The 14689-nt window shown below is 40.7% G+C and carries 17 protein-coding genes; 13 read left to right on the top strand and 4 right to left on the bottom strand.

What is annotated here, in order from left to right; genetic code table 11:
- The first annotated feature begins 195 nt into the window (after positions 1–195).
- From FVA69_RS14295 to FVA69_RS14235, 13 genes are all read left to right on the top strand, one after another.
- Complete coding sequence (locus FVA69_RS14295) at positions 196–2589, top strand: hypothetical protein (RefSeq protein ID WP_164528999.1); 2394 nt, start codon at positions 196–198, stop codon at positions 2587–2589.
- 63 nt (positions 2590–2652) lie between these two features.
- Positions 2653–3117, top strand: a complete 465-nt coding sequence (locus FVA69_RS14290) for a hypothetical protein (protein WP_164529416.1) — start codon at positions 2653–2655, stop codon at positions 3115–3117.
- Between the two features lie 39 nt (positions 3118–3156).
- Positions 3157–3420: a hypothetical protein gene (locus tag FVA69_RS14285; protein WP_164528997.1), complete on the top strand. Its 264-nt coding sequence runs from the start codon at positions 3157–3159 to the stop codon at positions 3418–3420.
- A gap of 258 nt (positions 3421–3678) precedes the next feature.
- A complete protein-coding gene (locus tag FVA69_RS21710) occupies positions 3679–3873 on the top strand; it encodes a hypothetical protein (protein ID WP_164528996.1) in 195 nt (64 codons plus the stop codon).
- Positions 3836–4738 carry a DUF6414 family protein gene (locus FVA69_RS14275; RefSeq protein WP_164528995.1) on the top strand — a complete coding sequence of 301 codons (903 nt, stop codon included), beginning with the start codon at positions 3836–3838 and terminating at the stop codon, positions 4736–4738. The genes FVA69_RS21710 and FVA69_RS14275 overlap by 38 nt, the downstream gene beginning before the upstream one ends.
- 121 nt (positions 4739–4859) lie before the next feature.
- Complete coding sequence (locus FVA69_RS14270) at positions 4860–5603, top strand: phage baseplate protein (protein ID WP_202983384.1); 744 nt, start codon at positions 4860–4862, stop codon at positions 5601–5603.
- A gap of 258 nt (positions 5604–5861) precedes the next feature.
- On the top strand, positions 5862–6743 hold the full coding sequence (locus tag FVA69_RS14265; RefSeq protein WP_164528994.1) for a baseplate hub protein: 882 nt from the start codon (positions 5862–5864) through the stop codon (positions 6741–6743).
- A complete protein-coding gene (locus FVA69_RS14260) occupies positions 6730–7416 on the top strand; it encodes a Gp138 family membrane-puncturing spike protein (protein WP_164528993.1) in 687 nt (228 codons plus the stop codon). Before FVA69_RS14265 ends, FVA69_RS14260 begins: the two co-directional genes overlap by 14 nt.
- 3 nt (positions 7417–7419) lie before the next feature.
- Positions 7420–7773: a hypothetical protein gene (locus FVA69_RS14255; RefSeq protein ID WP_164528992.1), complete on the top strand. Its 354-nt coding sequence runs from the start codon at positions 7420–7422 to the stop codon at positions 7771–7773.
- Positions 7770–8960: a baseplate J/gp47 family protein gene (locus FVA69_RS14250; RefSeq protein ID WP_164528991.1), complete on the top strand. Its 1191-nt coding sequence runs from the start codon at positions 7770–7772 to the stop codon at positions 8958–8960. The genes FVA69_RS14255 and FVA69_RS14250 overlap by 4 nt, the downstream gene beginning before the upstream one ends.
- Positions 8960–9592: a DUF2612 domain-containing protein gene (locus tag FVA69_RS14245; protein ID WP_164528990.1), complete on the top strand. Its 633-nt coding sequence runs from the start codon at positions 8960–8962 to the stop codon at positions 9590–9592. Before FVA69_RS14250 ends, FVA69_RS14245 begins: the two co-directional genes overlap by 1 nt.
- Before the next feature lie 7 nt (positions 9593–9599).
- Positions 9600–11135 carry a phage tail protein gene (locus FVA69_RS21400; protein ID WP_238789250.1) on the top strand — a complete coding sequence of 512 codons (1536 nt, stop codon included), beginning with the start codon at positions 9600–9602 and terminating at the stop codon, positions 11133–11135.
- Positions 11135–11752 carry a tail fiber assembly protein gene (locus tag FVA69_RS14235; RefSeq protein ID WP_164528989.1) on the top strand — a complete coding sequence of 206 codons (618 nt, stop codon included), beginning with the start codon at positions 11135–11137 and terminating at the stop codon, positions 11750–11752. Before FVA69_RS21400 ends, FVA69_RS14235 begins: the two co-directional genes overlap by 1 nt.
- Here FVA69_RS14235 and FVA69_RS14230 read toward each other — a convergent pair.
- From FVA69_RS14230 to FVA69_RS14215, 4 genes are all read right to left on the bottom strand, one after another.
- On the bottom strand, positions 11749–11934 hold the full coding sequence (locus FVA69_RS14230; protein ID WP_238789249.1) for a DNA polymerase III subunit theta: 186 nt from the start codon (positions 11932–11934) through the stop codon (positions 11749–11751). The genes FVA69_RS14235 and FVA69_RS14230 overlap by 4 nt on opposite strands.
- 164 nt (positions 11935–12098) lie before the next feature.
- Positions 12099–12311: a helix-turn-helix domain-containing protein gene (locus FVA69_RS14225; protein ID WP_164528988.1), complete on the bottom strand. Its 213-nt coding sequence runs from the start codon at positions 12309–12311 to the stop codon at positions 12099–12101.
- Entirely contained in the window at positions 12301–12558 is a 258-nt protein-coding gene (locus FVA69_RS14220) for a hypothetical protein (RefSeq protein ID WP_117162086.1), read from the bottom strand. Before FVA69_RS14220 ends, FVA69_RS14225 begins: the two co-directional genes overlap by 11 nt.
- A gap of 68 nt (positions 12559–12626) precedes the next feature.
- Entirely contained in the window at positions 12627–14687 is a 2061-nt protein-coding gene (locus FVA69_RS14215; protein WP_238789248.1) for a type I secretion system permease/ATPase, read from the bottom strand.
- Positions 14688–14689: the final 2 nt, after the last annotated feature.

The following is a 14689-nucleotide window of genomic DNA, read 5'->3' as shown; positions in this document are numbered from 1 at the left end:
AAGCTGGTCTACCGCTACGTGATGGCGTGATGGCTGAAACTTTGAACGTGTCCAGTGTTGTGTATCAGGTGATAACAGCCAAGTATGCAACACTGCACGAGCTTTCAACGATTTACAGCCTAGAGGACGCGCTTAACTTGCTAGAAATTCATCAAGTCGAGGCGTACAACAAGCAACTGATGAGTGAGTTAAACGATGGCAACTCTAATTGATACCCTTCTCGTATCGCTAAAACTTGATAACGATGGCTTTGTTAACGATGTAAAAAAGGCAGTCGCAGAAAATGACAAGTTGTCAGCGTCAATTGATGATGTGGATAAATCCTCGGCTAACCTGACAATAACAATTAAAGGGTTATCAGAGGAAAAGAAGAAAGCCAAGGAGCAGACTGATAATTTTACCAAGTCGGTCAATAATGCAACTAAGGCGCTAGTCGGTTTATTTACCGCTATCTTCGTTTCTACTGGCCTAACTAAGCTAATCGATGAAACCGCTAAGACAAACGACCAGTTGAATTTCCTGAGCAAAAACTTAGGGATGAACGCTGCGGAGGTTAAACGCTGGCAAGGTGCTGCGGAAATGTCTGGCGGTAGTGCTGATGGCATGGCGGCGAGTTTATCTGGTCTGAGTAAATCGCTGTGGGATATGGTGACAATGGGTGATACTTCGGTATTGCCTTACTTTAATGCGCTGAATGTTGGCGTGATTAAATCCAATGGCGAACTCCGAAACCTTGATGATATCTTGCTGGATGTGTCAGATAGTCTATCGAAAATGTCACGACCACAGGCCTATAACTTCGCTAAGAATATGGGATTTGATGACGGCACTATTAACATGCTGTTGCAAGGTCGCCGTGAGGTGGAAGAATATCTTGCACTGCAAAAAGATATCGTCGTCTCATCTGAGCAAGAGTTAGAAATAAGCCGCCAATTAAACAAGCAGAACGCTTTAGTTAGCCGTCAATGGGAAGGGTTAAAAACCTTACTTGCAAACTACCTGATGCCGTATGCGCTTAAATTCTCTGAGACTATATCGGGATTCTTGAATTACCTGAATAGAAACAGAGACACGGCTGTCTTTGTGTTCAAGTTCATAGGCGCAGTAATAGGCGTTACGCTTATCCCTCTAGCCCTGAAAGCTGGTGCGGCATTCATGGGTATGTTTGCACCGTTGTTCGGTGGCGTTGGTTTACTACTTCTTCTTGGTGGCGCAATCGCAGCTCTCTATGACGATTACGATAAATGGAAGAAAGGTGAAAAATCCCTGTTCGATTGGTCGGAGTGGGATGCTTCAATTACCTTTGTTCTCGAAAAACTTAAAGCGTTTAAGGAGTGGTTCCAAGATACCACTATCGGCAAATGGTTTACTGACCAAGACGGAAACCTGAGTGGTTGGAAATTGGCTCTAGGTGGATTTGCAACTTGGTTTGCTGGTAAGTGGGCTCTCAAAATACTATCTACCTTAACCAAGATTGGCGCAGGATTTTTTAGAATGTTTGGCTTGCCGGGCTTACTGGTGGGCGGAGCTGTATTGGCCTTTGGTATACTGGCAAACAAAATTGATGAAGTTTTTGATTCTCTTGAAAAATTCAATGACAAGATGATTGAAAAATTTGGCAATGTTGCGGTTGCTGTGCATAAGTTCAATGATCCAAATGCCACAGCCGAGGAAAAGGCAATGGCAGCAGCTAAAGCTGTTGATGGGTTTGGAATTGCTCCTGGTGCGGGATTGTTAAGTTTAGGGACGGAAGGCGCTAAGAACGTATTTAATAATTTCAAAAAAGCTTTATTAAATAATGGGTCATCATCTGGATTTACCGCTTCGGGGGTTGAGGTTCCAAATCAAGATAAGCGTATCTACAGAACAGCTAACGGGGATATTGTTCGAGAAGGTGGATCGAGAGCGTGGCGCAATAATAACCCTAGCAATATGATATGGGGTGAAGGTGCGAAAAGCTTAGGTGCTATCGGTCATGATAAGAACGCTGCTGGTCATGTCATGGCTATATTCCCAGATAAAGAAACAGGGGATAAAGCTAGAGAGTGGATGTTGTTTGAAAGTAACTGGGCTAAACAATTGAGTACTAAAGGTGATTATGGCGCAGGGCTTGGGTATAAAGATAAAACCCTATCTCAGGCAATTACTAGTCATTCTCCTATTGAGGGATCAAATGATACGGCGGCATACATAAGAGATGCGTTGGCGGTTGTAGGCGGAAAAGACAAGAGGATGGGGGATTACAGCCCATCTGAGAGAAGGGCTATACTAGAGTTGATTGACAAGAAAGAGGGGTGGGATGTAGGTAAGGAATATTCAGTAAATCAGTCCAATGCTATCAATAATGCGAAAGGTTTTATGTCTACGCTATCAAAACCTTTTGCTGCTGGAATTGGCGGTTTAGCTGATAATTTCTTGGGGCAAACTAGTAAACTACAAACTCAAAGTCAAACTATCAACAATAAGACAGATATTACCACTGGTGATATCAATATAAGCACCACCGCCAGTACAATATCTGGTGTTGCTGAAGATATTGGTGATTCTCTAGTTAATCGCGTTTATCAGTTAGTACCAACAATGAATTGATTTGCTACCATTTGCATTAAGGCAGTGGCACAATATGTTTAAATAACGTTCATGAGGTGAATGATGATTAAGTATATCTGTGCTCTGCCTATTTTGTTTTCTGGCTTTTCGTTTTCGGCGACAAACAATAATGATATGGGGCTATATAGGGATAATAGTTACAATATACTAGCATTGGCAGGTGGTTATGAATGTGGCGTATATTCTGTTCCAGATGACCTGAATGATAGTGATAAATATAATAATGTCCGTATAGGCGGGGCTAAGTTAGAGGTTACGCCTTATTCTGGCGATAATAGCGCGATGGTAAATGTGGTATTAGATACAGGAGTGGTTCTAACATCGCCAAAGCTGGAATTAATTTCAAAGGGAGCGGAGAAAACTGTTTATGGTAGTGATAAGTCTGGAGATTTCTTTGCTTATATTGTAAGTAATGAAATAGGGGTTACTGTAGTGATCCAAAACAAGAACAAAGGGAAAGAGATTAGCATTGGTGTAGCCAATTGCAAGTACGACAAAAAACAGTAACCAACAAGCCCCTCGGGGCTTTTTTATTGAGGATAGAAAATGAACCAACTAGATATTTACCTGAATAAAGAAAGCCGAAATGGTTTACTGTCGGGGAACGAAAGATTTAAACTTGTCTTTATGAGCGAGGTTTTTAAGGGGAAATTCTTGATAACCGAATTCAGCAATGGCGAGGTTAAGCATTACACGCAGATGCAAGGTGAAGAGCCTGTATTAACAAACACAATGCCATATAATGAAAGTGACTCACCTTATTCAAGAATGGCATTGGATATCGTGGAAAGAGCGTTAAATCACAACTGATCAAACGATCAGTAACACCGTAAAATGGTTAAATTAAAATTACTAGAATAAAGGCCATTTTTGATAGAAAAAGAAAGTTTACTTCAATAATCTAATGCAAACCAAAGAGATGTTTTTTTTGATAACTGTATTTATACACATAATACATTACTAATATTGGACTTTAGTAATTAAATAATCATAATAGACATGCATAAAATATGATTGTGTGCTTTTTATTCTATTATGATATATTCCACCCTATTAGGGAGGTGAAACATGAAGACTAGAAACTTAAAATCCAAAAAAGATACTGACGCACTCATCGCATCTGTTGAAGAGTGTTCTGAGTTTATGGAATTAGTGGATGTCAAAATGGAGCGCGCACAATTATCCTTAGCTGAAAAAAAGGACAGATTTAAGAGGATAAAAGAGAATGGCGCTAGACTCACAAAACACCGTTTCATTGTATGATTTTATTTATTTAGATAAGCCCCGTATTTACACACTTCTAGCCCAACTTTCAATAGATGGCGTGCAGCAGTCATTAAAAAAAATTAATGGCGAAAAAAGCGCAGAAACAACAGAAAAAAAGATGGAAGGAAAGGGTAACCTAGGTGTGGCTGCCGGTGCGGTAGCTAGCTCTCACAAAACAACCGAAGATGCATCGGAGCTAATTGAATCTATGCATGATGTTTCTTGGTCGTCACCAATGCAGCTTTTAGATGTATTGAGTGAGCTAAATATAATTCATCGTGGAACAGATGGTGCGAATATTGGCTCTGTGATATTAGCTCGAGGAGGAATAAGGATATTTGATGTTATAAGCCTCAGAAAAGCTATTCCTGTGCTGGGTGCGCTTGCAGGATTCCAGCAAAATAATTCAAATCTCCCTCCAAAAGCTAAAAAAGCTAAAAGGTCTAAAGTAGATATCCATGATATTGAGATAGAAGCAGGGGTGACTATAGGCATGATGTCTGGACTGCTTGACTTAGTTGATGACTCATTGCAAGTTGATTTATTTGAGCACAATGGTAATCAAACCTGGATGACTCTTTCATCTAGTGGCATGACCATCAACTCTTCAGATCTAGCACTTAAATATGGCTCTCAAATACCTGGAGAGTGGTACGTTATCGGTATTGTTGATGCTTTACCTGACTGGGAATCTGGCCAGTTTATGAATATCCCTGAAGATATGAACCCTCTAAAAAGCGGGCTGTATGAAATGCTAGACTCTATAAGAAATAGCATGGGAAGAAGAGCAGGAAGTTATGGCGTTACGCCGTTAATGGTATTCAGAAAAGCTATAACATCGGGAATATATCCAGAAGAGTAATCAATAAAATCTATAGTTAGTTTAGGTTTTAAATCCGAAGATTGCAGTTTATCTAAATTTTATAAATGGTCGCTCAGGCGGCCTTTTTTATTACCTAAAATTCGAGGTTCTTATGTTCGGAATGCCAGATATACCAAACTGGAAGGGTATCCCTGACGCTGCCATTAACGCAGGAATTAGTTTAGGCGGTGGTGCGTTAATCAATACTCTATTCGGTAACTACTGGGGAATATTTAACGAGTTCGGCGTTCCGCTATTGCTTGCTGATAACGTTCTATCCCTGCAATACCAAAATCAGAGCCGTGTAGTGAATGCGCCGATAGAGAAGGGTTCTTTTACCAGTTACAACAAAGTGGCTGACCCATATAAGGCCACTGTGCAATTAAGCAAAAGTAGCGGTGGCACATTAGAGCGCGGGGCTTTTCTGGCTCAGTTGGAAATACTAGCCAAAAGCACACTCAAGTTTTACATCATCACGCCTGAGTATGTTTATAAAAGCGCAAATATTGTCGGCTTTGATTTTGCTCGTGAGGCTAGAGACGGTGCGACCTTGATTAAGGTGAACGTACATCTTGAGGAAATACGCGAGGTATCGGTTCAGTACGACGAAGAAGAAGTGACTAATCCTGATGATACACGAATCAAGGACACTGGAGACAAAACGCAGCAAGTATCATCCATGTTTTCTGGCGATACGCTTGATGAATTAATGAAGATTATTGATGACCCCACCAAATCAGCATTACTGAGAACAAAAGAAGTGGCATCGGTACTTTATAAAGCAGTCTCTAACCTTGGCGGCGACCTAACTCAGATACAGCAACAAGCTGAGATGATAGTAGATCAAGGAGTTAGCCTCCAATGATGACAATAATTCCAACCTCTCCAATTCCCAATCAAATTCTAACCTTCACGCTTGATACTGATGAATACGAGATAGAGCTAAATTCTCGCAGGAATAATCTGTACGCGACAGTGAAAAAGAATAACGAATACGTGGTTTGCAATCGGATATGTCGAAACATGACGTACATCTGTCAGTGGTTAATATTTGCAGACCAACAAGGTAATACAGACCCGATTTACACTGGATTGGGTGCTAGATATAAGTTGGTGTGGGCTGATGGCATTTAATCGAAAGAGGATCAAACTAACGCTGAAACTGAACGGTAAAGATGAAGTTTTCACTTCGGATAACCAAAATAAGCTATCAGACGTCGGTTTGCGTATTAGTGCAGATGTGACATTTGGCTATGGCTCTCCGGCTCCATATGCACGAATAAGAGTTTACGGTCTACCTCAAGAGACGATGAATAAACTCATCACTGCAAAGTGGCAGAATGTAAAGGCGCTGAGGACTTTAATCACCATTGAAGCCGCGGAGGGTGATTTTGCTCAAGTGTTTAGCGGCGGGATATTCATGGCTTTACCTGAATACTCAGAAGCCCCGAACGTTTCAATTGTTATTGAGGCTATCTCTGCGGTTTTTGAGAGCAAATTACCGACACCAGCCGAAAGCTACGAGGGTTCACACTCTGTCTCTGAAATTATCAGTGGCATATGTAAACGTATCGGGTTTTCGTTTGAATCCAATAACGTCAATGCGATGGTCGATAACCCTTATCTAACTGGATCTGACTTAGAAAAAATCAGGTGGCTATGTGTCAATAACGACCTTGATTTATACCTTGGTAATAACAGCGTGGCGATAGCACCAAAAGGCGTACCAAGAAACATAAAAATAGCGGTCATATCGCCTGATACTGGCCTTATTGGCTATCCAGTAATAACAAATATAGGCGCAACTTTTAAATGCCTGTATGACCCATCTATTCAGTTTGGCGCGTTAGTCCGCGTGAAGGGCAGTGAGATTGAATTGTGTAATGGGGATTGGCGAGTCTATGGAATGCGAGCGCAATTAGAAACTGAGATGGACTCCGGTCGCTGGTTTATGGAAATAGTCGGCTCAAACCTGAAGGATAAAAACGTACATGTCGCAAAATGAAACGGTATTACCTTATGCTCCTGAAGACTTAGCGGGCGGTGCCAGAACACAAGAGTTCATTATTAATAGCCTGATTGGGAAAATTAGCACTGTAACAGTTTGCAGGGTGGTGAAGGTTAAAGGTGGCGGGGTAAATCCGGTTGGGTTTATTGATGTCAAACCAATGGTTCTTCAAGTGGATGGCGGCGGGAATATCTTCGATAGTGCCACTATCTATAACGTCCCATATTTTCGCTATCAGGGCGGCGGAAACGCAGTAATTATTGATCCAAAGGTTGGTGATATTGGGATTTGCTTAGTCGCTTCACGAGATATCTCACGAATAAAGCGAACCAAGAAGGACGCGCCACCATCGACTAAGCGGCAATATGACATCGCAGATAGCCTTTACATAGGGGGCATACTCAATGGTACTCCATCCCAATACATTCATTTCCTAGAAAGCGGAATTGATATTGTCTCAACGGGTGTTATTCGACAGAAAGGCACCAAGATAATCCTTGATGCTCCCGTGGAAACCACATCAACAATTAAATCGAATGGCGATATCACCGACAACACTGGCAGCGGTAACACTCAAACCATGGCGAATATGCGCGCTACTTATAACGGTCACACGCACAAAGCTAACGGTGAATACGCAAACACAGATAAGCCAAATCAGCAGGTATAACCAATGAAAACACTGTTTCTATTGCCTGATACGTGGGACTTAACCCTAGATGTATCGGGAAATATTGCTATGGCTTCCGATCAGTATGCTATCGCTCAGTCAGTGGCAAATAAATGCAAGGTGTTCATGCATGATATGTACTACTCACAAAATGAAGGCATCCCTTACCTAGAGAAAATACTGGGTAAAAATAGGTATTCATTATCTCTGTATCGCCAACATTTAGAAGATGCGGCAATGTCAGTGGATGGTGTGGTGTCGGCTAAAGCTGAATTAAGCACCGCGAATGATAGGGTAGTCAGAGGTAGGTTGATTTTCACTGACAAGCAAGGCAGAGAAGGAGTGATAGAATTATGATCCCCAAGCTAGAAATAACGCCAAACGGCATTATCACACCTACGACACAAGAGGTGATAAGTGGGTTATGGTCGATGATGAGAGATACCTTTGGGGAAGGTCTAAACGAAGACATGGACACGCCACAAGGTCAGCTAGTGACGACACTTGCAGCCATCATTACTGATGAAAGAAATCAGCTGGTTGAGTTGTTTAATCAGTTCGATCCGAGATATGCCGATGGTCAAATGCAAAACGCCATAGGTTATATTTATTTTTTGCAGCGAAAGAAAGCCACAAAATCAGTAGCCGAGTTAACTTTTAACGGTCTATCTGGCGTGTCGGTTCCAGCAGGCTTCAAAGTCCAAGATGACAATGGCAATACATGGTCAACATCGAGGGATGTTTTCATTATGAGCAATGGGCTAGCTGTCGTCGAAGCAACCTGTGATGTTGATGGCATGATTTACGCTCAGCCAAATACAATTAATCGTATTGTTCTGAATGTTGTCGGTATTGATAGCGTAACAAATACCAAGGCAGCGATAGCGGGTCGAAATACGGAAACACGACAAGAGTTTGAGCTTAGAAGGTCATTATCTGTCTCGAAGAATGCAAAGAACACAAACGATGCCACATACGGAGCTGTTTCCAATATTAACGACGTTATCGACTGTTATGTGATTGATAATCCTAGCGATAAGACCATTACGGTAGGTAAAACCAACTATTCACTGATTAGAAACTCAATCGCAGTATCGGTTGTGGGAGGTGATGATAATGAGATTGCCAAACAGATTTTAATTAAAGCTGGCACCGGGTGCGCATTTGTTGGTAACACCACGGTGACTTATGAGGACTCCGTTAACTTCCCATACATGCCGCCGACCTATGACGTTAAGTTCATTCGACCAACCCACATCCCCGTTGAATTTAATGTGAAATTTGAGAATAAAGATTTGCTGACACTGCAGGATAAAGAAGCAATTAAAAACGCAATCATCAATGAATTCAACACAGGGATAGGCAAGGGGAGGATAGCTAAGCGGCTGATTGCTAGTGATTATATCTGCTCTGTTGCTCAGTCAACTAGAAACAGATTGATATCTATTCAAATAGGAAGGAAAGGCGGCGATTTAGGGAATTATATTGATTTTGGGATAGACGAGTTTCCTGTCTTATCTCCAGATGACATAAGGATGACGTGATGGATAGCATTAACCCAACCCTAATGAGTCAGTATGCAAACTCCCCAATTATCACCTCTATCCTTAAATCAGCAAACGAATCAATAGATCTATCGAATAATATAGATGACTTCTATTCCCTTGTTTTTAATGTGCATACAGCGCAGGGGTTCGGTCTGGATATTTGGGGGAGGATAGTTGGAATTGATAGGGGCATATCCATTCCCGATCCCGATCAAGATTACTTCGGCTTTGATGGTACGGAAAAATACCTTCCATTTGACCAAGCGCCATTTTATAGCGGCGATGGTAGCGAAAGCGCTTATATGATGTCTGATGAATCGTTTAGAGAAGTCATTATCATGAAAGCTTATGCAAACATTATCTATGCTACTGCTCCCAATATTAACGCCTTTCTAAATGATTCATTCACTAGAGGAAGAGCGTATTACCTGATAACAGGGCATATGAAGGCGAGGTATGTATTTGAGTATCGTCTATCCGAGTTTGAAAAGAATTTAATCTTTAACCATAACATATTACCAAAACCTTGCGGCGTTGAAGTGAGTATCACAGAGCTGCCAGTGAGTGAATATTTCGGTTTTTATAAAACTGGATTCCAACCTTTCAATCAAGCACCTTTCATAAAATAGGTACGAAATGAAAAATCCAAAATTAATAGTAAAGCCTTTCGCTAAGAACGGGCAGAAAAACGTTATCCCTGAAAACTATGAAACTAGCATGGATTCAAACCAAGCAACGTGGGATCAGGGTTTCGGTCAAATTACCATGCTGCCTGTAGCTGCGGGAGGTTTGCCACCAAAAGGTCAGGACTTTAACGGCATTCTCAACCAGATTTCAGAGAACATTGTTTACCAATCTCAAGGTGGTCGCTTTAAATTTTCTCCAGAGTACGCTGAGTCCATTGGTGGATATCCGAAGGGGGCGATATTACAGTCCGATGACGAGAAGAAAGAGTATCAAAGCTCAATCGATAACAACAAAGTTAACTTTAATACTGCGACACAAACGCAAGTCAATGCTGCGTGGAAACTAATCAGTACTGATGACATGTTACAGCAAATCGCGGGTAAGCAACCCTCAGGAAGTTACGCAATTAAGGGAGATAGTTATACAAAAATTGAATCAGACGGCAGATATCAACCTAAAGGAAATTACGCCCCTGCGGGTGACTATGCAACCAATGTAGCATTAACTAACGGGCTTGATAAGAAATTTAATAAAACAGGTGGGAGCATTTCAGGGAATGTGACAGTCGAAGGTGATGTCGCTTCAAAATATAACGGCTATATCGTTAAGTTAGAAACGCGTGGCGGGAAAACGGGTATTGTCTCATCGACAGATAATCAAATGTATTACACTCATACACTACAGGAAAAAAGTGGTACTTTAATGCATTTGGGGGATGGCGGCTGGATGTCGGATACGGGCGCCGTATTTGGTGGTATTTCATTATTATCAGACTATCGTTTAAATTCCATAGGGTATGCTTATTCCGCTTCTCAAACAGATACCTACCATAAAACCAATCATCATTTTTTAAATGTTTTTGGTTATGTAAATAGAAATTACGGCGTTCAGCTTGCCTTTACTAATGATGGTCGAGTAGGTTTTCGTAATATAGAAAACAACACCACAAAAGAATGGGCAGATTTTTACACAACAATAAACACAACAATAGACAGAAATGGCTGTTTAAAAGTAGCTGGTACTTCAAATGAATTAAGTGATTTTCCTGTTGGTTCACCTATTCCTTGGCCTCAAGCGACTGCACCAACTGGTTTTCTAGTTTGTAATGGTCAAACATTCAATAAAACAACTTACCCGCTATTAGCCGTGGCTTACCCATCGGGAAAATTACCCGATTTGCGTAGTGAATTTATTCGTGGTCTGGATGCAGGGAGAAATGTTGATAGTGGTCGCACTGTCTTATCTGCACAAAGTGACGCAATGCAGAACATCACTGGCGAAATCGGATGGGGAGAAAACGGGCTGTTCACTATTGCTAATGGTGTTTTTACTCCAACTCAATCAACGACAAATCGAATCGCATCCGCAGGTGATGCGGGAACATCAGTATCAAGGGCAAAATTTGAAGCATCAAATCAAGCGCGAACTGCAAACGAAAACCGTCCTCGTAACATTGCATTTTTATATATTGTGAGAGCAGCATAATGAAAAATTATAATTTAGATATTGAACAAGCCGAAATTGGCGAAAATGGTTTAGCCACAAAAGCGGGTTGGATTAAAGTCTACATCGCAGATCCTCAAACGCGCGAATATTTAAACGCTAGCATGGAGAATATTTATTTTGATGTAAGCGTGTCCGCTGGCGCTTATATTGATGCACCAGAACTACCGACAAAAGCCGGTTTTGCCGTGGTGCGTAGAGAAGATGGCTCCAAATGGGAAATCTTGACAGATAACAGAGGGAAAACCGCTTACAGTACTGAAACACGCCAACCGATTGATATTGATTTCATTGGCGATTTACCCGATACGCTAACTCTCTTAGAACCGAAAACAGAATTTGATAAGTGGAACGGTAAAAAATGGGTAACAGATATTGAAGCTCAAAAAGCGGTATTGGTTGCACAAGCCGAGCAGGAAAAGGCGCAGCGATTAGAGGAAGCGAATGCCACTATCACGTATTTACAGGATGCCATTGAAGTCGGTCTTGATGATGACGGTTACAAAGCAAAATTAATAGCGTGGAAAACATACCGTGTTTTGTTAAACCGTGTTGATGCTTCACTAGCACCAGATATTGACTGGCCACAAAAACCTTAACTCTCTTTGTTGTACTCATACCCCTGCGGAAATCGCTTGCTCAATTCCCTGTAATAAACTAAACGCTCACGAAAATACTCGCGCAGGTGCTCGGGGTGCTGTCGCTCGACTTCAACATCGATAACTGGCTTGCCGAGTCTTTCTTTATATGCGACACCGGAAGCAGCTAAATCGACATTCACTTTGTCTTTATCTTCTTTCTATAGTTCTGAGAGATTGTGCATGATGGTATTCTGCGAGGGGATAATGAAACGAGTATAGCATGGAGGGGGAAATCACAGTGACGAGCTGTGCCGAAACTGTGACACAAAAATGAGAGGGGAAGCAAAAGGCCAAGCAATTTGGCCTAATCAATGTATTTTTCTATCAAGGTTGATTCTTTCACTGATAACATACCAGCGATACTCTTTAAATCATCTACGTAGATAGATATCTCGCCATTTTCACACTTTATATATTCAGCTTCGGAAATCGTGAGATTCTTTGCAATTTCTGAAGTTGATATATTTTTTGATAAGCGCAATTGCTTAATAAATTCACCAATAGTTTTATTCGACATGCTTTCTATCTTTAGCCTTTTCCGATGACAGATGAAGATACGTTTCAATAAATCTTATCACTTTTTGAATCTTTTGTTCATCAGCGAGTTGCCAATTCTGATTAAGCATAAACTCGTTAATTGAAATGCCTTTGCAATCTACTTCAGTTCTATAAAAAACGTAAATCTTTGACAGTTCAGTGTGAGATGGCTCTCTATTTTCGTTGATACAGTTTAGTGCAAGTAAAAGTAGCTGATTGTTGTTCATGTAACCTCCGATTATGAGGTCGTATGATATGTGAGCACTTAGTAGAGAGATATCAATATTAGTCGGTTTTATATTGAAAACAAATAAAGAGGTGATTGTGACAAAAACGTGTCACAAAAATGATATGAATGGATAAAAATAGACAAAAATAAGCAAATCGCAAAAATGCTGGCTGGCTTGTAGTGCGGCTTTGCTAGCGATAAATCGTTAATCAATATTTGCACATCCGGTGACTCGTAATCGAGTGCAGAAGTGGCCTCATCGAGAATTAAGATATCGGGTTCGGTGAGTAATGCACGCGCAAGTGCAATCCTTTGACGTTGACCACCTGAAAGATTGGAGCCTTTTTCTGATAAGGGATAATTAAAATTATCAGTCAATGTCATGATAAATTCATAAGCTCCCGCTAATTTTGCTGCGTGAATCACCTGCTCGTCAGTCGCTTGTGGATGACTCAAACGGATATTATCTGCGATAGAACCAACGAATAAGGTACTTTCTTGTAATACGACGCTCATTTTTCGGCGTAATGATACGGTATCTGCGACAGCTAAATCCATGCCATCAACAATAACTTGCCCATGTTGTGGGACATAAAGCCGCTGTAATAATTTCGTTAAGGTACTTTTTCCTGAACCTGAGGGGCCAGTAATACCAATAAATTCACCTGCATTAACCATTAAGGATAAATTATTGAGAACTTCAGGTGTATCAGGTTGATAGCGAAAACGGATATTTTGAAACTCTATTTTTCCGTGAATATTTGATGTATTTGCAATCCCTTTACGTTCATTTTCTACCGGTTCATCAAGAATATCTCCCACTCGGCGTAATGAAATAATGGTATGTTGGAAATCTTGCCAAACCTGGGCAAACCGCAATACGGGCTGCGTAACATGCGCACTTAGCATATTAAATGCCACTAATTCGCCAGGAGAAATTCCACCATTTAATACCTCTTTGACACCGACCCACAAAAGGATCGCAGTCGTTATTTTGCTCACAAATGTCATTAATTGAGAGGCTACTTCACTGCGCATTGATACTTTAAAGCTTTGAGTTAGCTGTTTGCTAAATATTTTTTTCCAACGTTGATTAAAGTATTTTTCTGTTGCGGTTGTTTTGATGGTTTCAATCCCAGTAATACTTTCGGTGAGAAAAGTGAGACCATTTTCATCCGCTTGATAAGATTTTTCAGTTTGCTGGCGAATAATGGGGCCGAGTATCATCCATAAAACAAAAAATACCCCCATTGAGCCCAATAAAATCCAAGCCATCAAACTACTGTAGGAAAATAAAACTGCGACAAAAAGGATGACAAAGATAAAATCAATAAACAGCATCAGTGTTGAGCCCGTTAAAAATTGCCTTATATGGGCTAATTCACGGATTCTGGCAATAATTTTCCCTGTTGGCCTTAACTTAAAATAATTTAACGGTAAGGCCATTAAGTGGCGATAAATTTTCCCTGACAACTCAGCACTGATCTGGCTACTACTATGACTAAAAATTTTATTACGAATAAAACCATATATCGGTTCTGCAACAGCAATGGCAAAAATCGCTAATGCAATGACATGTAAATTTGAGAGACTGCGACCAACTAACACTTTGTCGATTAAATTCTGAAACAACAGCGGGCTAATTAAGGCGAAAAGCTGAATAATGGCAGAGAGAATAAAAATATTTCGTAATTTAACATGTTGTCGCAAAACAGAGGGAATAAACCAGCTAAAGCCAAAGGCCTTTTTTTGCTCTGGCTCTAATTGCTCCTTAATGAGTAATACATCATATTCAGTTTCTTGATGTCCAATAGAGTTATGAATAGGTTTTCGTTCCTCATTAGTAGGGTTAATGAGAATTAATTCATTTTCTTGGCTAATAACTTGCCAAAAACCATCTATATAGATTAAAGCGGGTAAAGGTAGCGTTATTAATTGTGTGTATCGTGCAGTAATAAGCTCGGTTTCATACCCCAATGTATGTGCACACTCTCTAATTTCCCACTCTGTAGGAGATAAAGTTTGCATACCAATTGCGTGCCTGAGTTGATCTGATGAAACATTGTTTTGGTAATATTTAGCCACCCAAACTAAGGCATCCAAGCCATGATTATTAAACTGTTCCATCG

Origin of the sequence: Providencia sp. PROV004 (assembly GCF_011045615.1) — a bacterium.
GTDB classification, from domain to species: Bacteria; Pseudomonadota; Gammaproteobacteria; order Enterobacterales; family Enterobacteriaceae; genus Providencia; species Providencia rettgeri.
This window is presented reverse-complemented; position numbering and strand designations above follow the sequence as displayed.